Raw genomic sequence first — 20034 nt, 5'->3', positions numbered from 1 at the left:
GAACCGGATTATGAAAATAGAGAATTTCAAATGTATTTTCAACTGTATTATACGGAACAGGCCTGCTTGATTGCTTTACCAATCGATACTATATGATTTATATGTTCACAATTTCAATTACAAAAAAAGAGAAAGAGGACAATTTTGATGATACTGTTTGGTACAGTGATGAATGCAATATTGATTATGATTGGCTCAATTATTGGGCGTTTTTTGGGGAATATGCCGGAAAAAATGAAAAGTACCGTACTGTCGATTATTGGGTTGGCGGTGGCCTTGCTGGGCATTCAAATGGGAATGGAAACCGGCAATTTCATTATTTTAATCATCAGTTTGGTAGTGGGTGCGGTTATTGGAGAATGGATTGATCTGGATACGTTGTTCAACCGGTTTGGAAAATGGGTGGAATCAAAAATAGCTGCCGAAGGTTCCAACAACATTGTCGAGGGCTTCATCACAGCATCTCTCATTTTTGTCATCGGATCAATGGGAGTCATTGGCGCAATGGACAGCGGATTAAGAAATGACCATGATGTTCTGATAATGAAAGGGATCATTGACGGTTTTACAGCCATTATTTTGACATCCACATTAGGGATGGGCGTGATGTTACCGCATTTCCTGTATTGATTTACGAAGGAATCATTGCTTTATTTTCGGGACTCATTAGTAAGTATATCCCGGAAGAAGCATTGAATCTTTTTATCCAGGAAATGACCGCAACGGGCGGCGTCATGATTTTTGCCATTGGTTTAAATATTGCCGGACTGACCAAAATTCGGGTAGCTAATTTGCTCCCGGGAATTGCGGTTGTTGCGGTGATGGTTGGGCTTATGTTTCCTCTTCAATGAATGGCGTTGATAGGCAAGCAATAGTGCGCGGGCGATTTTATTGCTCATCGAATAAGTTACGTGCAATCGGGTGTTTTGCAAAACCAGCATTTCCATAAAGCCTCCGACGTTGACGACCCCTTTGATTGAAATATTCCCGATGGGAGGCAAATCTTTGTTGACCGCTTTTCCAGGGAGCAGCGGGCCATGTTGAACAATGATTTGCCCGATGCTTTTTTCCCGTCCCAGACAGGCATCAATCGCAACGACAAAAGGATACGTTTTCATTTGTTGTAACTCCTCGATGGTAAGTGCTAAATTGATAGCATGAAGAGGTTTTTCCAATGTCCCGATGATTTTATAAGGAAACTGAGAATTGGTTAATATGCTTCCGGTTAAAGGTCCCAATGCATCTCCGGTCGAGCGGTCGGTGCCGATGCAGCAAAAAATAAGATTGTCATGTTCAAAAGGGATATGTTGCAAAAACAATTCGCTTAAGCGCCATACAGCCCCGGTTTCTTCATGATGGACGGCCATTTTAAGCGGTTCTTGAGGAATATTTTGCATATAATTCCCACTTTCTTTTATGATTTACATAAAGAATGTCTATATTATTTTGTAGCATTATATCCATTTTCTTACTTTTCTATTCTCGAGGTGGAATTATGGCGGTATCAGCTGTAGAAAAAGAAACAAAGGATTTTGTCAGCATCACCCAAAAAATTTGGGATTATTTTTCCAGTGAGCAGTTTTGGAATTTTATTGTCAGTGCATCCATTAAAATTTTTGCGATCCTGTTGATTTCTTATCTCATTGTATTTATAGGAAAGCGGATTATTGCACGATTTTTTAAAATAAGAATGAAAACTCCGCTGAAATATTCTGAGCGGAGGCAAAAAACTCTTTTGAAATTGTCGCAGAGCGTGTTATCCTATGTTGTTTACTTTTCCGCGATCATCGGTATATTGTCTTCATTGAATATCAATGTTGCCGGTTTGTTGGCCGGCGCCGGAATTGCCGGTCTTGCCATCGGGTTTGGCGCCCAAAACTTGGTGAAAGATGTGATTACCGGATTTTTTATTATATTCGAGGATCAGTTCGGTGTAGGGGACTATGTACGGATTAGTACTGCGAGTGCGGCGGAGGGAACGGTTACGGAAATCGGATTGCGAACGACCAAGATTGTCGGCGCCACAGGGGAAGTTTATATCATTCCGAACGGCCAAATTACAGAAGTCGTAAACTATTCGTTAAACAACTCGAAAGCCTTTATTGATATGCAAGTCAGCATTGAAGCGGATATAGAAAAGATTGAAAAATTGGTGACCGAGTACTTGGAAACATTGCCTGAAAAATATAAAGAGCTGGTGAGCGTGCCTGTTTTTGTCGGTGTTCAAAATGTTTCGGGCACTGAAATGACCATCCGTATTGTAGCTGAAACAAAACCTCAACAACACTATGGCATTGCGAGAATTATACGAAGAGATGTCAAAAAGATTTTAGAGAAAAACGGAATTCCGATGGCTTATCCTAAGATGATGATATATGATTCTAGTAGAGTGGTGTCGAGGGGAGATGAGAATGATGGAAACAAAGACATTTAAATTAAATGACATTGTGGAAATGAAAAAACCGCATCCATGCGGTACGAATGCCTGGAAGATTATCCGGATGGGAGCGGACATCCGGATCAAATGCCAAGGCTGCGGCCACAGTGTTTTATTGCCCCGCAGAGAATTTATGAAAAAAATGAAGAGAGTCATACAGGAAGCGGAATAGCGGAAAGGATTAATTTTTCGAAAACCGATCCGGCGTATTGTTCCAGTCACATCCCCACTAACACTTGGAAATGTGGAGATTTTATCGTGATGAAAAATGGAAAATAGACTTTTTAATAGGAAATTCATTATAATTAACACTAGTGTAAAAAATAATGCAGTGAGGTTTTACATGAGAAAGGTAGTGAGTCGATGTCTCTGACAGCTGGAATAGTAGGTCTCCCAAATGTCGGAAAGTCCACATTGTTTAATGCGATTACAAAAGCTGGCGCCCTTGCGGCAAACTATCCGTTTGCAACGATTGATCCAAATGTCGGCGTTGTTGATGTTCCGGATTACCGATTGGATAAATTGGCAGAAATCGTAAAACCGCAAAGAGTGGTTCCGACATCGTTTGAATTTACAGATATCGCCGGGATTGTAAAAGGCGCTTCAAAAGGTGAAGGATTGGGAAATAAATTCCTTTCCCATATTCGGGAAGTGGATGCGATTTGCCAGGTTGTACGTTGCTTTGATGATGAAAATATCACCCATGTGGCCGGAAAAGTGGACCCGATTGCGGATATAGAAGTCATCAATTTAGAACTGATTTTAGCCGATTTGGAATCGGTGGACAAAAGGCTTCAAAGAGTAAGCAAAATCGCCAAGCAAAAAGATAAAGACGCAATGGCGGAAGAAGCGGTTTTACTAAAAATCAAAGAAGCCCTTGAAAACGAAAAACCTGCCCGTTCCGTGGAACTTTCGGAAGATGAGAAAAAAATCATCAAAGGGTTAAATTTATTAACAATGAAGCCAATGCTATATGTGGCGAACGTTTCTGAAGAGGACGTGGCAAATCCGGACGATAATGAATATGTAAAACAAGTGCGGGCCTATGCGGAAGCGGAAGGTTCGAAGGTCATTACCGTTTGTGCAAAAATTGAAGAAGAAATTGCGCAATTGGATGACGAAGAAAAGAAAATGTTCCTGGAAGAATTGGGCATTAAAGAATCCGGACTGGATCAGCTCATTCGGGCTGCCTACGATTTGCTGGGTTTTGCCACATACTTTACGGCGGGAGAAAAAGAAGTGCGCGCCTGGACATTTAAAAAAGGAATGAAGGCTCCGGAATGCGCGGGAATCATCCACTCCGACTTTGAACGGGGCTTTATCCGGGCGGAAACGGTTTCCTTTGAGGATTTAGTAGCGGCAGGTTCAATGCAACAAGCGAAAGAACAAGGGAAAGTTCGTTTGGAAGGAAAAGATTATGTCGTGCAAGATGGCGACATCATGTTATTCCGGTTCAATGTGTAAGGCATGGCGCTGAAAAAGAGGAATTTGCGGCAGGGAAAGGCCGCAAATTCCATTTTTTTATTCATATACATATAGTTTTGGCAGCTTCGGATCATCTTTCACCAATACGTTTTTGGGATATTTGCGCAGCTCTTTGTACATGCAAAAATCTCCGGCTGCCCCTGCCATCAAAAAGGCGCCTAAAACCACAAGCAGCTGGCTGTCAAGGACAAATCCAAAAATGGAGGGAAGAACCCCTGTTGCCCAAAAAGGCAGAAGGAGGGCTTTTTTCATCGCATGATTCGGCAATGGCTTGGATGTGGTTGCATAAGCAATCCCCAATTTCAAATTCACGCCATAATCCAATTCGCTCCACTTGGCTTTCCCAAAAATTATAAATCCGATTAAATGAAAGAGTTCATGCAGAGCGATCAGGATAAAATAACAGATAATAAAAAGAGTGAAATTCCAGAAATTGATATGCACTTCAAAACCTGTTTTCCCATGAAGAAACGCATTCAATAACAATAAAGCGGCACTTAAGATGATGGTTGACCAAAATCCCGCTTTGGCCACTTTTTTTATATCCAGTTCAATAATTTTGGGTTCCTTTTCTTCCAACAAAAATTCTCAACTCCTTTTATATAGAATTATATTAAAATGGATGAAATTAGAAAATATCGAGCTGCAATGAATGCCAGTTGCGATGTGGGAAAGTATATGTTACAATTCAAAGATGTGAGTAATAGTAATTTACTCCTTGCTCCCTTGAAAATAGAGGAGCCAAAGTCCATAAGGAGGTGTAGAGTGCGATGAGAAAATACGAATTAATGTACATTATTCGTCCGGACATTGAAGAAGAAGAGAAAAAAGCGTTAGTTCAACGCTTTGATGAAATTCTTACTTCAAATGGTGCGGAAATCATTGAATCAAAAGAATGGGGCAAACGTCGTCTTGCATACGAAATAAAAAAATATCGCGAAGGTATTTACCATATCGTGAAAGTGAATGCTCCAGCGAAAGCAGTTGAAGAATACAACCGTTTAGCAAACATTAACGAAAACATTATTCGTCATATCGCTGTTCGTGAAGATGACTAATCAAATATGAAATTTCATGCTGAAAGAGGAGGTTGCAAAATTGATTAATCGCGTCGTATTGGTCGGTCGGCTAACGAAAGATCCGGAGTTGCGGTACACGCCAAGCGGGGTGCCGGTGACCCGTTTTACGATTGCCGTCAACCGGACATTTACAAACCAGCAAGGTGAAAGGGAAGCGGATTTCATTAGTTGTGTAGCATGGAGAAAACAGGCTGAAAACCTCGCCAACTTCATGAGAAAAGGAAGCCTCATTGGAGTGGATGGCCGAATTCAAACCGGCAGTTATGAAGGGCCTGATGGCAAACGGGTTTACACAACGGAAGTCGTAGCTGAATCTGTGCAATTTTTGGAACCAAAAAGTGCACAAAGTCCGCAGCAATTTGGAGGACAACCTTCTTACGGTGCAAGTCAACCTCCATACGGAAGTCAGCAACCGGATCCTTTTGGCGCACCATTTCCAAGTCAACCTCCTCAAAATCAGCAAAATTATACACGTGTCGATGAAGACCCATTTGCTTCAAGCAAAGGTCCGATTGAAATTTCAGAGGACGATTTACCGTTTTAAGGTATTAGGATAACGGCAGTTTAATGCAAAAGGAGGGAAAAAAAATGGCACAACGTCGTGGTCGCAAACGTCGCAAAGTTTGCTACTTCACTTCAAATAACATCACACACATCGACTATAAAGATGTGGACTTGCTTAAAAAATTCATTTCTGAACGTGGAAAAATTCTTCCTCGCCGCGTAACTGGCACAAGCGCAAAATACCAACGCAAATTAACGAGAGCCATCAAACGTGCCCGCATCATGGCACTTCTTCCATTCGTGGCGGAAGATAAATAATCAAACGTATTAAAAACAACAAAGGTTCAGCTGAACCTTTGTTGTTTTTTATTTCCAATAAAAGGGGTCGATTGCACTGAAAGAGAGACACCTAATTGATCGGCGATTTTTTTGCAGATATATAGTCCAATGCCGAGGAATTCGGAAATTTTCGCCCATTCTCTCCTGTGAAGAATGGTTCAAAAATTCGCGGTAAATCATATGAAGGTATACAATTCCTTCATCGATGATAGATAACCGTATTGTATAGTCGGACACACGAATGTCAAAAATTAATCGCTTCTTCCCTTCTTTATAGCTGCTATATTTTATACATTGAGAGAACTCCTATCCGCTTTTTACCCTCACTATAAAAATAATCCTCTTTAGATAAATCAAAAAATTTAAAAAATTATATTCTTCGCATTTTGCATGATAAAACATTAAGTAATATGTTGAACTCTTTCTAGATACCCTCACTATTCGAAAGCTTTTTTCAAAGAAACGGGAAATATTGATGCTTGACGATATTGTATACAAATGTATACAATGACAATATAAAAAATTGTATACATTTGTATACGATGTGGAGGTTTATGATGAGACGCGAAGGACCTGGACGGCATGGCCACGGGCATTGTGACAAAGGAGGAGCCAAAACGTTTCGGCGGAAAAGGGCGGTCATGTTTTTGGAACATTTGGAGACGAAGGAAAAAGTGCTGAAAAAACAATTGGAAACAAAAGAACTGCAGGCGGCGAACCCTGTCATTGCCGGCGAATTGAAAGCGACGCAGGAAATTATCGCAGATTTTGTGCAAATGTTTGAACTTTATGAGTTTGAAAAGTATCAAGATCTTCTAACCCGGCAGGATCAGAAAAATGGAAACGAAAAACCCGATGATGGTGAAACGGAAAATGCGGAGCAACCTGAATCCTGATCAGGGGTTCAAGAAAAACGACACATTATTGAGGATACGATGATCATCTAATCTTTGATTGGATGATCTTTTTAATTGCAAAGAATTTTATTTATAGAACGTCCAAATCTATATTTAAAAATCAAATCTTTTTTCTGTGGATAACTCTATCCGCAATTTTGTCCTGCTATTTAAAAAATGGTACAATATACGAATGTAAAGATTGATTGATATTTAAAAAGGAAGGTATCCCATGCCGAACAATCACACACAAAAACTGACTCATGGAGCTATGATCATAGCCATTTTCGCGATTCTCATTGCTATTGCATATTATGTACCAGTCATCAGTTTGGCGGCGGCATTGTTTGCGCCATTGCCAATGGCATGGTATAGCGCAAAATATGATCTGGCTACCTCCATTGTAACAGGGGTTGTAGGATGTTTGATCACCCTTTTCTTTGGGGGGGGATTATTCATATTGCCATTTTCCATGATTTTTGCCGTTTGCGGCATTGTCATGGGAAATGCATTGCATAAGGGCAAAAGCAAAGCTTATTTATTCATGTCTACCGGAATTTCATTATTAATTACGTTTGCAATACAATATATTGTGGCAGTAAAACTGTTTGAACAGGATTTTATAAAAGAATCCTTTCAATTAATGCGCGACAGTTACATGGAATCTTTTGAACTGGCCAAAAATCTTACGGGCGAAATGCCGATGAATGAAGAAGCGTTTAAAGAAACATTAAATTTGATGTTTCAACATATGGAAATGTCGATTCCCGCCGTGGTGACATTAAGTGCGTTTTTCTTTGCATTTTTGCTGATATCGGTTAATCTTCCAATTTTAAAACGGCTGGGTATCGCAATTCCCAAATTCCATGCTTTTAAAGATTTGCGTTTGCCAAAGACGATATTATGGATTTATTTAATCGTGTTGACCGTTCAATTGTTTGTGCGCCCTGAAATTGGAACAACACTATATGTAATCGTATTGAATTTTTCATTCGTTTTATGGGTGTTGTTGACAATTCAAGGGATTTCTTTCCTTCACTTTGTGTTGGATCTGAAACGGGCACCCGCTTTTTTGAAAGTGTTGGCGACGATTTTGGCCATTCCGCTGTACAATTTTGTCATCCTCTTAGGAATTTTGGATTTGGGGTTTGACATTCGCTCATATGTGTCAGGGAAGATTCGGAAGTAAGGGGCTGATTACATGGATACTTACAGGAAGCGGAAAATGCATTACCCACTTTTCCATTTGGCCTTTTTCGGCTTGGTGGGCATCATCGGATTATTCCTGTTGAATGTTTGGGTCGGACTCGCTTTTACCATAATAGTTGCAATCGTCATTTTTTATGATTGGCGAAAGGAAAAAATCTCGCATCTTGCGATTGAAAAATATATCGAATCTTTGGCATTCCGGATGAAAAAAGTTGGGCAGGAAGTCCTTTTGGAAATGCCGATTGGCGTGATATTGATCAATGATAAATTTGAAATTGAATGGGCAAACCCCTATATGACGAGGCTCATGGATCTGCCCTCTTTAACGGGTCAAAATTTATTCGTGTTATCCGATGAATTGCAAAATATAAGAAAAAGCGATGATAAAAAAGATTGCATTGTGACCATTCAAGATCGCAAGTTTAAAGTGCTTTATAAGCAAGCGGAGAAACTGTTATATTTTCTTGATGTAACAGAACAAGTCGAAATAGAAAAACAATATCATGACGATCGCACGGTCATTGCCATTCTATTTATCGATAACTATGACGATATTACCCAGGGAATGGATGACCAGACGAAGAGCATGACAAGTTCAACGGTAACTTCCATTATTAATGAATGGGCAGAAGAACATGACATTTATATCAAAAGAATTGATACAGACCGGTTTTTGGCGATCTTAAATGAAGCGACGCTGCATGAATTGGAGAGAAAGAAATTTTCCATTTTAGATGATATTCGCGAAAAAACAGCCAAAAAGAATCTATCCCTCACATTGAGTATCGGAGTCGGAGCGGGTTCTCCATCCCTAATTGAACTTGGAGAATTGGCCCAATCAAGTCTGGATTTGGTGTTGGGCCGCGGAGGAGACCAGGTGGCCATTAAACAACCAAACGGAAAAATTAAATTTTATGGCGGAAAAACAAACCCTGTTGAAAAGCGGACCAGGGTCCGGGCGCGTGTCATCAGCCACGCATTGAAAGATTTAATTCAAGATAGCGATTCAGTATTCATCATGGGACACAAAAATCCTGACATGGATTCCATAGGCGCCGGAGTCGGTGTACGGAAGATGGCCGAAATGAATAAAGTGAATGGCTATATCGTATTGGATTTTGATGAATTGAATGGAAGTGTCAAGCGCCTCATGGATGTCATTAAAAAGGATTCTGATTTGATAGAGTATTTTATTTCGCCCGATGAGGCTTTAAGCATCATGACGGAAAATTCCTTATTGGTTGTTGTGGATACCCATCGCCCGAGCCTTGTGGTCGATGAAACTTTATTAAAACGGTTTGAAAAAATTGTCGTGATTGACCATCATCGTCGAGGTGAGGAATTTATTAAAAATTCCACGCTGGTATATATGGAACCGTATGCTTCGTCCACTTCGGAACTAGTGACAGAGCTTCTGGAATATCAGCCTGATGATGAAAAACTTTCAAGTCTGGAAGCGACCGCATTACTTGCCGGAATTATTGTTGATACAAAAAGTTTTACATTAAGAACAGGAGCCAGAACTTTTGAAGCGGCTTCCTATTTAAGATCCTACGGAGCCGATACGGTGCTTGTGCAGCGGCTGTTGAAAGAAGACATTGATACATTTATTATGCGGTCGAAAATTATCCAGACGGCCCAATTTATTTATCCTGGCATCGCGGTAGCCCATGGAGAAGAAGATAAAAAATACGATACGGTATTAATTGCCCAAACGGCAGATATATTGCTCACGATGAAAGATGTGAATGCTTCGTTTGTCATTGCCCGCCGCCAAGATGGTTTGATCGGGATCAGCGCCCGTTCTTTGGGCGATGTGAATGTGCAAGTCATTATGGAAAAACTCGGCGGAGGCGGACATTTGAGCAATGCCGCTTGTCAACTTGAAGCGGAAACAATCGAGGAAGCTTTAATATTATTGAAAGATGCCATTACGGAAACTTTGGAAGGGAGCAGTGAAAAATGAAAGTCGTATTTTTGAAAGATGTGAAAGGCCAAGGAAAAAAAGGTGAAGTGAAAAATGTTGCGGATGGTTATGCCCAAAACTACTTAATCAAAAGAGGTTTGGCTGTAGAAGCGACAAAAGAAGCACTGAGCCGATTGGAGGCGCAAAAAAGACATGAAGCGAAACTAGCAGCCCAGGAGTTTCAAAAAGCGAAAGAATTAAAAGAAAAGTTGGAAAGCATCACAGTGGAAATTAAAGCGAAAGCGGGAGAAGGGGGACGCCTTTTTGGCTCCGTTTCCACAAAACAAATTGCGGAAGTATTGCAAAAAGATTTCGGCATTAAATTAGACAAAAGGAAAATGGAGTTAAACGAAGGCATTCGTTCATTAGGCGTTACAAACGTTCCGGTGAAATTGCATCCAGAAGTAAAAGCGACTTTGAAAGTCCATGTGAAGGAAGAATAAGGAGCGTAGAATCATAATGAGTGATCTGATCGATCGCGTTCCGCCGCATAACCATGAAGCGGAGCAATCAGTCCTTGGTGCGATATTCCTGGATCCGCAAGCCTTGATTACCGCATCAGAAATATTGGTGCCGGAAGATTTTTATCGCATTGCCCATCAAAAAATATTCCAGACAATGCTTGATTTAAACGACAAAGGCAGTGCCATCGATGTCGTTACCGTCACGGAAGAATTATCTGCAAGAAAAGAATTGGAGGATGTAGGGGGGCTCTCCTATTTAACGGAACTGGCCAATGCCGTCCCTACAGCGGCCAATGTCAGCTACTATGCAAAGATTGTGGAAGAAAAGTCCATTTTAAGGAGACTAATCCGCACCGCAACAAAAATTGTGGAGGACAGTTTTACGAGGGAAGATGAGGTAGAGGAACTCTTATCCGAAGCAGAAAGAAAAATAATGGAGGTTGCCAACCGGAAAAATGCCGGCGACTTCAAACATGTAAAAGATATTCTTGTTGAAACTTACGACAAAATTGAACAGCTTCAGAATCGCAGCGGAGATGTGACCGGTATTCCGACCGGATTTACGGACTTAGACCGGATGACGGCAGGATTTCAGCGGAATGATTTAATTATTGTTGCCGCGCGTCCATCCGTAGGGAAAACCGCTTTTGCATTAAACATTGCGCAGAATGTGGCGGTGAAAGCGCGGGAAAATGTGGCAATATTCTCGCTGGAAATGGGTGCCGAACAATTAGTCATGCGTATGCTTTGTGCGGAAGGAAATATCGACGCCCAAGTATTAAGAACGGGATCCCTTACCGCAGAAGATTGGAGCAAGCTAACGATTGCGATGGGTACGCTATCGAATGCGGGAATTTATATTGACGATACGCCGGGGCTAAGGGTGAACGAAATTCGTGCGAAATGCCGCCGCCTTGCCCAAGAAAAGGGGCTTGGAATGGTGGTCATCGATTATTTGCAGTTGATTCAAGGAAGCGGCAGGCGCGGAGAGAATCGGCAACAGGAAGTATCGGAAATTTCCCGTTCATTAAAAGCGTTGGCCCGTGAATTGCATGTACCGGTAATAGCTTTGTCCCAGTTATCCCGCGGCGTCGAACAGCGGCAGGATAAGCGCCCGATGATGAGCGATATTCGTGAATCCGGAAGCATTGAGCAGGATGCGGATATTGTGGCTTTCTTATACCGCGACGATTATTACGACAAAGAAACGGAAAATAAGAATATGATTGAAATCATCATTGCGAAACAGCGGAACGGTCCGACTGGAACTGTGACCCTCGCGTTTAAAAAAGAGTTTAATAAATTTTTGAATATCGACTGGTCTCAGCGCCAAGAGCCGATGCATGCATAACAGGAATCGAAAAACAGCATAATAAAATAGACATTTAAGAACACGAACAATGGTACATAATATTAAAATATTTGTTCGTGTTCTTTTATTTTTATACATTGACGAATAGACTTTTTCACTGTACAATTAATCTGTTTGATAAAGGACGTATAATGCCCGGAGGTGCTCAAATGACTTCAGTTGTTGTTGTTGGAACTCAATGGGGAGACGAAGGAAAAGGGAAAATTACCGATTTCCTTTCAAAAAAGGCGGACGTGATTGCTCGTTTTTCAGGCGGCGACAATGCCGGACATACCATCAAGATTGGCGAAGAAACATATAAATTACATTTAATCCCTTCCGGTATTTTTTATAAAGATAAAATATCTGTAATGGGCAATGGGATGGTTATCAATCCGAAATCCCTTGTAGAAGAATTAAAGGGCTTGCAAGCACGCGGTATTGATACGTCAAATTTGCGTATCTCAAACCGTGCCCACGTCATTCTCCCTTATCACATCTACCAAGATAAAATAGAAGAAGAAGCCCGTGGCGATAAAAAAATTGGAACCACATGCAAAGGGATTGGACCATGTTATCAGGATAAAATCGCGCGCATGGGAATCCGGATTGCCGATTTGCTCGATCGGGAAGTATTCGAACAGAAGCTGCGCGAAAACTTGGAAAAGAAAAACCGTCTGTTTGAAAAATATTATGAAGTGGAAGGCCTTAAATTCGAGGACATTTTTGAAGAGTATTATAACTATGGACAAGAAATCAAACAATACGTTACAGATACGGCAAAAGTATTGAATGACGTGTTAGATCGAGGCGGGCGCGTATTATTTGAAGGTGCCCAAGGCGTGATGCTGGATATTGATCATGGAACATATCCGTTCGTCACTTCTTCCAACCCTGTTGCCGGCGGTGTAACAACTGGCACGGGAATCGGCCCTTCCCATGTATCAAGAGTGGTCGGTGTATGCAAAGCGTACACATCCCGCGTAGGCGACGGTCCGTTCCCGACAGAGTTGTTTGATGAAATTGGCCATCAGATTCGGGAAGTCGGCAGAGAATACGGTACAACGACTGGCCGCCCTCGCCGCGTAGGCTGGTTTGATGCAGTTGTGGTGCGCCATTCCCGCCGTGTATCAGGCATTACAGATTTGGCTTTAAACTCCATCGATGTATTGACAGGTTTGGAAACAGTGAAAATTTGCACAGCTTATAAATATAAAGATCAAATTTTGACAGAATATCCTGCGAACTTGCATGTTCTGGAGGAATGCGAACCTGTTTACGAAGAACTTCCTGGGTGGACGGAAGATATCACAGGCGTCCGTTCTTTCGATGAACTGCCTGAAAACGCCCAAAATTATATCAACCGGATTGTAGAATTGACAGGCATTCCATTAATGACATTTTCTGTAGGTCCAGCAAGGGAACAAACTAACATTGTAAATGATGTTTGGGAATAATACACCAATCGTTATTAGTCGGAGATTAAATTTTGAAGGAGAATTTGAGTTTTGCTCAAATTCTCCTTTTTGTTTTGCCTGGACTTGGTTCAATTGGGTCTATGCCGATTTAATTCCTTGGATATATTAAAGAAGATCTTTATAAAACACTGATTTTGACGAATTTTTTTAATAAATTTACATGTTTCAACATTAATTTATAAATTGTAACAAAAGTTTCCGAAATAATACATTTTCATTACAAAAAACTTAAATTGAACAAACTTACTCAACATTATGATACAGTCTATAATTGGGGAACATGGAAAGCGTCTTTAAATGGAGCAGGAAGAGTGGAAGGGGCTAGATTATGAAGACGAAATGGAAAATAGGTCGTCTGAACAGCCAAAATGTAAGTCTTCTGGAACAGCATAAATATGGTACATTGATCAAAGCATTCGTTGCAACTGTCATCCTTTCGACAGTAACTTTCAATTTGGCTTTTGCCAATGAAGGCGACATTGATTCAGTCGACAAAATTTATCATGTATATTTGGAAGACGAGTATATCGGTTCGGTATCCGATGAAAAGAAAGTAAAAGAAGTGATAAAAGAGAAAGAAAAAGAGGCAAGTGCAAACTATCCAGGATATGAAGTGGATGCTGATGAATTGGTAACCATTGTTCCAGAACAAGTATTTTCTTATGAAACAACAGATTCGGACACATTGAAAACATTGAAGAAACAACTGGAAGTCCAAACGGATGCTTATGCGCTTTATGTCAATGGAGAACCGGTTCTTTATTTGAAAAATAAAGAAGATTATGAAGAAACATTAAAGAAATTAAAGCTTCAATATGTTCCGGAAGAAAAACTGAAAAAATTTGAGCAATCCAAAAATTCGGAAGCTCAACAAAACTTAAAAGAAAACGACATGAAAATTGTGGATGTTGTTCTTTCGGAAGATGTTTCAGTCAAAGAAGCAAAGGCGAATCCTGCGAACATTCTTACACCTGATGAAGCGGTGAAATTTATTAAAACCGGTTCCCTTGAAAAACAGGTTTATATTGTAAAAAAAGGCGATGTTCTTGGAAAAATCGCGAAAGAACATGGTTTGACAACGAAAGAACTATTAGCCCTGAACCCAGGTTTGTCGGTTGATAGCTTATTGCAAATTGGACAAGAAATTAATGTGACAGTTGAAAAACCGTTAATCAATGTAAAAGTGGTTTATGAAACCGTAAAATCAGAAACTATTGATTTTGAAAAAGAAATTCGAAAAGATGCTTCCATGTTTAAAGGCGAAAAAGTAATTGTTCAAAAAGGCAGCCCCGGCAAAAAAGAAGTTTCTTATTTAGTGACAGCAGTCAATGGACAAGTGGTAAATAAAACGGTGACAAATGAAAAAGTATTAGTTCAACCAACAAAACATATTGAAAAAGTAGGAACAAAAGTCATTTCATCCCGAGGTACCGGCAAATTTGTTTGGCCGACAAGCGGTGGATATATTTCAAGCGGCATGGGTTCGCGTTGGGGCAGCTTCCATAGAGGAATCGATATTGCCCGTCCATCAAATTACAACATTAAAGCAAGCGACAATGGTGTTGTAGTTTTTGCCGGATGGGATGGTTCCTATGGGAATAAAATTGTCATTAACCACAACAATGGATACCAAACATTATATGGCCATTTATCCCAAATCAAAGTTTCTGTCGGACAAGTGGTGCCTCAAGGAACTGTAATCGGAATAATGGGATCAACTGGAAATTCGACTGGAGTGCACTTGCATTTTGAAGTCACAAAAAATGGATCATTGATCAATCCTTTATCAGTTTTAAATTAATCATGATGCAGGCAGTGGCATAAAAATATGTCATTGCCTTTTTTATTTCTTAAAGAAGAAATATGTCGAAATATTTCCCGGAAAATAGTTTTTATGTTTGCAATCATTTCAAATGGAAAAATTTGATTTGCAGAAGAAATGGGAATTAATAATAATACAGGACAATTCAGTATTATGATTTTTGGTATAATGGTTAAGGAATGCATGAAAACAAAAAGCATGATAGATTTAATAGTGAAATGTGAATATGAGCATGCAGCATTTAAAATAGATTTACTGATATTTATTAAGGAGGAACTTCAAAAAATGGACGGCAAAACAATTTTGGTTGTTGACGACGAAAAGCCCATTGCAGATATTTTGCAGTTTAACTTGGTGAAGGAAGGATATAAAGTTATTTGTGCTTATGACGGAGAGGAAGCTTTAAAAATTATCGAAGAACAACAGCCGGATTTAATGTTGTTGGATATTATGCTTCCCAAAAAAGATGGTATGGAAGTTTGCCGGGAAGTCAGAAAGAAATATGATTTTCCAATCATTATGCTTACGGCAAAAGGGTCTGAAATTGACAAGGTGTTAGGGCTTGAAATGGGAGCCGATGATTATGTAACGAAGCCTTTCAGCACGAGGGAATTAATTGCCCGAGTAAAAGCGAATATGCGGCGTTTAAAAGCTTCTGCTCAAGAAGAGGCAAAAGAAGAATCGAACAATATTACAATCGGTTCATTAGTAATTCAGCCGGATGCTTATATTGTCCAAAAACGAGGTGAAACAATCGAGTTGACACACCGGGAATTCGAACTCTTACATTATTTAGCAAAACATATTGGACAAGTGATGACCCGGGAACATTTATTGCAAACCGTTTGGGGGTATGATTATTTTGGAGATGTCCGGACAGTAGATGTAACCATCCGCCGTCTTCGGGAAAAAATTGAAGATAACCCAAGCCATCCTGCTTGGATTGTTACCCGCCGAGGGGTTGGCTACTATTTGCGAAATCCTGAACAGGAGTAGAATGAATGCAAAAGGTTAGTTTTTTTCGCTCAATCCATGTAAAGCTTGTATTAATATACGTGTTGCTGATCATCATTGCATTGCAAATAATCGGGATTTACTTTTCCAATAAACTGGAAGACAGCCTGAAATCAAGCTTCCAGGATTCCATTCTTCAACGCATGGATTTAATTCAATACAGCATCAGGGAGGAATTGACGAAGGAACGGGATGAAACGGCCCCTACGTTGGAGCAAAGTTTGAACATCGCATTACGCGAATTTGCAACTGGCGATATCAATGAAATTCGGGTGATTGACCAGCGGAATAGAATCATTGCCACTTCCGATTCGGAAAATCAGTCGATCATCGGTCAGCGGTCAAATGATGATATTGTAAAAAAAGCCATTTCATCTCAAACCTATCAAGAAGAAATTGCCCTTGATGCAGATACAAATACCAGGGTTTGGCTCATTGCAAGCCCTATTTTTAGTACAGCGGATCCAAACAGTGACGTCATCGGCGCCATTTATATAGAATCAAATATTGAAAAAGTATATGACACGATGAATGATATCAACCGAATTTTTGCGGTTGGTACAGCGATATCATTGGTCATTACGGTCATTTTAGGAATATTGATTGCAAGAACAATCACTAGGCCCATATTGGATATGCGCAAACAGGCTCAAGCAATGTCCAGAGGAAACTTTTCCAGAAAAGTGCGTGTATACGGCGATGATGAAATTGGTCAATTGGCCATCACTTTCAACCATTTGACAAACCGTTTACAAGAAGCACAATCCTCAACAGAGGCAGAGCGCAGAAAACTGGCGTCCGTTCTGGCCAATATGACGGACGGGGTAATCGCAACGGACCGGAAAGGAAAAATTATTTTGATCAATGATCCCGCATTAAGCTTTTTAAAAGTAACAAGGGAAGAGACGTTGAACCGGCCGATTGCATCGGTGCTTGGAATCGAAGAAAACTATAGCTTTGAAGATTTAATTCATATGAAGGAACCGATTAACTTAGATTTCAGCACGGAAGAAGCGCCACTAATTTTGAGGGCTAATTTTTCTGTCATCCAAAAAGAAACAGGGTTTGTAAATGGTTTAATTACTGTGTTGCATGACATCACCGAACAAGAAAAAATTGAAATGGAGCGGCGCGAATTCGTGGCAAATGTTTCCCATGAGCTGAGAACGCCTTTAACAACGATGAGAAGTTATTTGGAAGCACTTGCGGATGGGGCCTGGAAAGATGAAAATATTGCTCCGCACTTTATCAATGTTGTTCAGACAGAAACCGAGCGGATGATTCGCCTTGTAAATGATTTATTGGATTTATCCAAAATGGATGCGAAAGACTATCAGCTAAATAAGGAAGTCGTTGAATTCAACAGCTTCTTCCATAGAATCATTGACCGTTTTGAAATGTCAAAATCCCAAAATGTGAAATTCATCCGCTACATACCGGAGACACCGTATTTTGTGGAAATTGACACGGATAAGTTGACCCAAGTGCTCGATAATATCATTTCGAACGCCATCAAATATTCCCCTGATGGAGGCAATATCCGCTTTGGTTTTACGGTTCAAGGAAACATGTTAAAAGTGATGATTTCCGACGACGGTATGGGGATTCCGAAAGAAAATCTCGGAAAAATCTTTGACCGATTCTATCGCGTAGATAAAGCGCGTTCCCGTGCAATGGGCGGAACCGGGCTGGGTCTTGCGATTGCCAAAGAAATGATTAAAGCGCACAACGGAACGATTTGGGCAGAAAGTGAAGAAGGAGTGGGAACAACCATTTTCTTCACGTTGCCGTATGAAATCGATGGGGCTGGTGATTGGGAATGAAGTATATTGAGCAAATCAAATCCTTTTTGCTTCTTTTTCTTGTCCTGTTAAGCATTGCCTTAACCTTTGCCATTTGGACCTATACACCAAGCCTTCAAGTGATCGAGGAATCGCCGGTGGACCAGCTGATGGTAGGGAAAAAAAAGGATCTGCAAGAAGTCATTAAACCTTACCGAATTTTGGTCAGAAATCATGATGATTGGGAAGGGACAATCGGAACAGAGGCTATTAATCATTTGATGGAAATGATGACCGGTTGGAACGGTTCAAATCTTTATTTGGTCCAAAATAATATGTCCGATAAAAAAATAAATGATTTTCTCAGGACAAACCAAAGAATGACGCTATTTTTTGCAGATGAAGTGCCGATTAAAGTATTTCATTCAATCATCCGCTTTTCTCAGGATGAATTGCCGGAAACGGGTTTTAATAAACTTGTGCTGGATTGGAGCAAAGTGAGTGCTGACAAGACATTGATAGTTTACTTGTTAAGCGATTCACACCGCACCTTATATAGCACTGAAATAAAAATGTCAGGGGATTATTTTCAAGAAACGGTGTTGAAAGCTTTGCAAGGATTGGTTGCTTATAAAGAAATTGAACGGCCCGAAAACCTCTCCTTATATGTACCGGCAGATGAAATGGAATTAGTTCAATATACGTACTATATTGATGAAATTGAACCGGATATGTTCAGGGACATTTTGTTTTATGACCCGAACATTGTGCGGAAAAACATTGAGAACCAGGAGACCGCTAAGTATACAGATGGTATGACTCTTATGACGGTAGATGTAAAATACCGCTATTTGAATTATGTAAATCCATCTTCCGAAAGCATGGTGGAAATACCGGCTTCTCAATTGCTGCAGGATAGCTTTGAATTTGTCAATGAACATGGTGGCTTTACAGGTGATTATCGTTTAATTTCCATTAATGAAGCGAAACATATCGTAGAATATCAACTATTTAAGCAGGGCTTTCCTGTTCTTGGCACAGATACGGCAACAAGAATTACGACGACCTGGGGGGAAAATCAATTATTCCGCTATAAGAGACCTTATTTTTTGCTTGATTTAGATATCAATTCTGAAAAATTCAACCGAAAAGTGGCAAGCGGGCTTCAAGTTGTGGATTTTATTCAAAAAACAAAACAGTTAGAGTTAAGTGAAGTGGACGATTTGATCCTTGGATATTATATAAAACAAAATGATAATGATCTTTTATATTCATTGGAGCCAAGCTGGTTTGCGTTAAGCCAAGGGAGCTGGATACGCATTACGCCGGAAGCGATAGGAGGGGGAAATAATGGACTGGAGTAGATCCAAAACCATATTTATTTTCGTATTTCTCATTTTGGATGTTTTTCTTTTCTCCCTCTATTTAAACCGCCATATCGAAGCCCAACAGGTGAAAGTATCCGGCGGCAATACAATCGAAGCAAGATTGAAAGAGGATCGCATCACATATAATTTGCTGCCGACTATTGAAACGGCGCCGTATATTTCTGCAAAAGTAATGGATTTTAATAAAGAAAATTTACAACTGAAAAACTATCAACAAATTACAATAGAAAATAACAACAAACTGATCGTCACGCTGAAGGAACCGGTAAAACTCCGAAATGTCAAAGAAAAGTCGAGTTTTAACGAGTTTGTAAAAAACAATGTATATAACGGGTCTTCCTATACAATATGGAAAATTGACGAAGAAGAACGGAAGGCCATTTTCTTTCAAAATTTTGATGATAAAACGATCTACTACAATGTCAATGGTATTGTTACAATATATTGGAATGAAGATTTGGAAGTAACGAAATATGAGCAAACGATGTTGAGGGATTTTGAAAAATTTGAAGAAGAAGAAAATCTCCTTCCCCCTCAACAAATTATTCAAATATTATACGCAAGGGACTTGATTAAACCAAATTCACATATTGCAGAGATTAAGCTTGGCTATTCAACCCTTGTGCAGCTGACACAGACCCAGGTATTTGTTCCTACTTGGAAAGTGCGCATCATTCCCGCCGATGGTGAAGAAGAAGAATTGTTTGTAAATGCGGTAGACGGGAAAATGATTGATGTTCAATCGGATTTAACAGTGGATGTTGATGAAACAGATGAATTGGAACAATTGAAAGAAATAGAAGAGGAATAGGGTGTACGAA

The 20034-nt window shown here is 40.1% G+C and carries 19 protein-coding genes and 1 pseudogene; 18 read left to right on the top strand and 2 right to left on the bottom strand.

Annotation, left to right across the window (positions count from 1 at the left end):
* The first annotated feature begins 147 nt into the window (after positions 1 to 147).
* Positions 148 to 851: pseudogene (locus NST62_RS13870) on the top strand (DUF554 domain-containing protein).
* On the opposite strand, the gene yyaC reads toward NST62_RS13870, so the two are convergent.
* Entirely contained in the window at positions 753 to 1397 is a 645-nt protein-coding gene (yyaC, locus tag NST62_RS13865) for a spore protease YyaC (RefSeq protein ID WP_141602085.1), read from the bottom strand. The pseudogene NST62_RS13870 and the gene yyaC overlap by 99 nt on opposite strands.
* 98 nt (positions 1398 to 1495) lie before the next feature.
* Between yyaC and NST62_RS13860 the strand changes: the two genes are divergently transcribed.
* The 3 genes from NST62_RS13860 to ychF all read left to right on the top strand — a co-directional run bounded on the left by NST62_RS13860 (position 1496) and on the right by ychF (position 3901).
* Positions 1496 to 2434, top strand: a complete 939-nt coding sequence (locus NST62_RS13860) for a mechanosensitive ion channel family protein (protein ID WP_141602084.1) — start codon at positions 1496 to 1498, stop codon at positions 2432 to 2434.
* A complete protein-coding gene (locus NST62_RS13855; RefSeq protein WP_141602107.1) occupies positions 2415 to 2609 on the top strand; it encodes a DUF951 domain-containing protein in 195 nt (64 codons plus the stop codon). Before NST62_RS13860 ends, NST62_RS13855 begins: the two co-directional genes overlap by 20 nt.
* Positions 2610 to 2800: 191 nt before the next feature.
* Positions 2801 to 3901: a redox-regulated ATPase YchF gene (ychF, locus tag NST62_RS13850; RefSeq protein WP_141602083.1), complete on the top strand. Its 1101-nt coding sequence runs from the start codon at positions 2801 to 2803 to the stop codon at positions 3899 to 3901.
* A 57-nt stretch (positions 3902 to 3958) separates the two neighbouring features.
* On the opposite strand, the gene NST62_RS13845 is transcribed toward ychF, so the two are convergent.
* Positions 3959 to 4504, bottom strand: a complete 546-nt coding sequence (locus NST62_RS13845; RefSeq protein ID WP_141602082.1) for a DUF3267 domain-containing protein — start codon at positions 4502 to 4504, stop codon at positions 3959 to 3961.
* A 188-nt stretch (positions 4505 to 4692) separates the two neighbouring features.
* Here NST62_RS13845 and rpsF point away from each other — a divergent pair, with 188 nt between their 5' ends.
* From rpsF to yycI, 14 genes are all read left to right on the top strand, one after another.
* Positions 4693 to 4980, top strand: coding sequence for a 30S ribosomal protein S6 (gene rpsF / locus NST62_RS13840; protein ID WP_141602081.1), 288 nt, complete (start codon positions 4693 to 4695; stop codon positions 4978 to 4980).
* 40 nt (positions 4981 to 5020) lie between these two features.
* Entirely contained in the window at positions 5021 to 5545 is a 525-nt protein-coding gene (ssb, locus tag NST62_RS13835) for a single-stranded DNA-binding protein (RefSeq protein WP_141602080.1), read from the top strand.
* Positions 5546 to 5589: 44 nt separating this feature from the next.
* Positions 5590 to 5823, top strand: coding sequence for a 30S ribosomal protein S18 (gene rpsR / locus NST62_RS13830; RefSeq protein ID WP_141602079.1), 234 nt, complete (start codon positions 5590 to 5592; stop codon positions 5821 to 5823).
* 575 nt (positions 5824 to 6398) lie between these two features.
* Positions 6399 to 6740 (top strand): hypothetical protein, encoded by a 342-nt coding sequence (locus tag NST62_RS13825; RefSeq protein WP_328219880.1) that lies wholly within the window; start codon positions 6399 to 6401, stop codon positions 6738 to 6740.
* A 232-nt stretch (positions 6741 to 6972) separates the two neighbouring features.
* A complete protein-coding gene (locus tag NST62_RS13820) occupies positions 6973 to 7929 on the top strand; it encodes a YybS family protein (protein ID WP_141602077.1) in 957 nt (318 codons plus the stop codon).
* A gap of 12 nt (positions 7930 to 7941) precedes the next feature.
* The gene (locus NST62_RS13815) at positions 7942 to 9915 is read left to right on the top strand and encodes a DHH family phosphoesterase (RefSeq protein ID WP_141602076.1); all 1974 of its coding nucleotides are present in this window, start codon (positions 7942 to 7944) and stop codon (positions 9913 to 9915) included.
* Positions 9912 to 10358: a 50S ribosomal protein L9 gene (gene rplI, locus NST62_RS13810; protein ID WP_141602075.1), complete on the top strand. Its 447-nt coding sequence runs from the start codon at positions 9912 to 9914 to the stop codon at positions 10356 to 10358. The genes NST62_RS13815 and rplI overlap by 4 nt, the downstream gene beginning before the upstream one ends.
* A gap of 16 nt (positions 10359 to 10374) precedes the next feature.
* Positions 10375 to 11730 (top strand): replicative DNA helicase, encoded by a 1356-nt coding sequence (dnaB, locus tag NST62_RS13805; protein WP_141602074.1) that lies wholly within the window; start codon positions 10375 to 10377, stop codon positions 11728 to 11730.
* A gap of 170 nt (positions 11731 to 11900) precedes the next feature.
* The gene (locus NST62_RS13800) at positions 11901 to 13187 is read left to right on the top strand and encodes an adenylosuccinate synthase (RefSeq protein WP_141602073.1); all 1287 of its coding nucleotides are present in this window, start codon (positions 11901 to 11903) and stop codon (positions 13185 to 13187) included.
* Between the two features lie 349 nt (positions 13188 to 13536).
* Positions 13537 to 15009 carry a M23 family metallopeptidase gene (locus tag NST62_RS13795; RefSeq protein ID WP_328215862.1) on the top strand — a complete coding sequence of 491 codons (1473 nt, stop codon included), beginning with the start codon at positions 13537 to 13539 and terminating at the stop codon, positions 15007 to 15009.
* 306 nt (positions 15010 to 15315) lie between these two features.
* Entirely contained in the window at positions 15316 to 16026 is a 711-nt protein-coding gene (yycF, locus tag NST62_RS13790) for a response regulator YycF (protein WP_141602071.1), read from the top strand.
* A gap of 5 nt (positions 16027 to 16031) precedes the next feature.
* A complete protein-coding gene (gene walK / locus NST62_RS13785) occupies positions 16032 to 17867 on the top strand; it encodes a cell wall metabolism sensor histidine kinase WalK (RefSeq protein ID WP_141602070.1) in 1836 nt (611 codons plus the stop codon).
* On the top strand, positions 17864 to 19189 hold the full coding sequence (gene yycH / locus NST62_RS13780; RefSeq protein WP_141602069.1) for a two-component system activity regulator YycH: 1326 nt from the start codon (positions 17864 to 17866) through the stop codon (positions 19187 to 19189). The genes walK and yycH overlap by 4 nt, the downstream gene beginning before the upstream one ends.
* Positions 19176 to 20024: a two-component system regulatory protein YycI gene (yycI, locus tag NST62_RS13775; protein ID WP_141602068.1), complete on the top strand. Its 849-nt coding sequence runs from the start codon at positions 19176 to 19178 to the stop codon at positions 20022 to 20024. Before yycH ends, yycI begins: the two co-directional genes overlap by 14 nt.
* Positions 20025 to 20034 lie beyond the last annotated feature (10 nt).

The sequence above is a fragment of the Ureibacillus sp. FSL K6-8385 genome, from assembly GCF_038593155.1.
GTDB classification, from domain to species: domain Bacteria; phylum Bacillota; class Bacilli; order Bacillales_A; family Planococcaceae; genus Ureibacillus; species Ureibacillus terrenus.
This window is presented reverse-complemented; position numbering and strand designations above follow the sequence as displayed.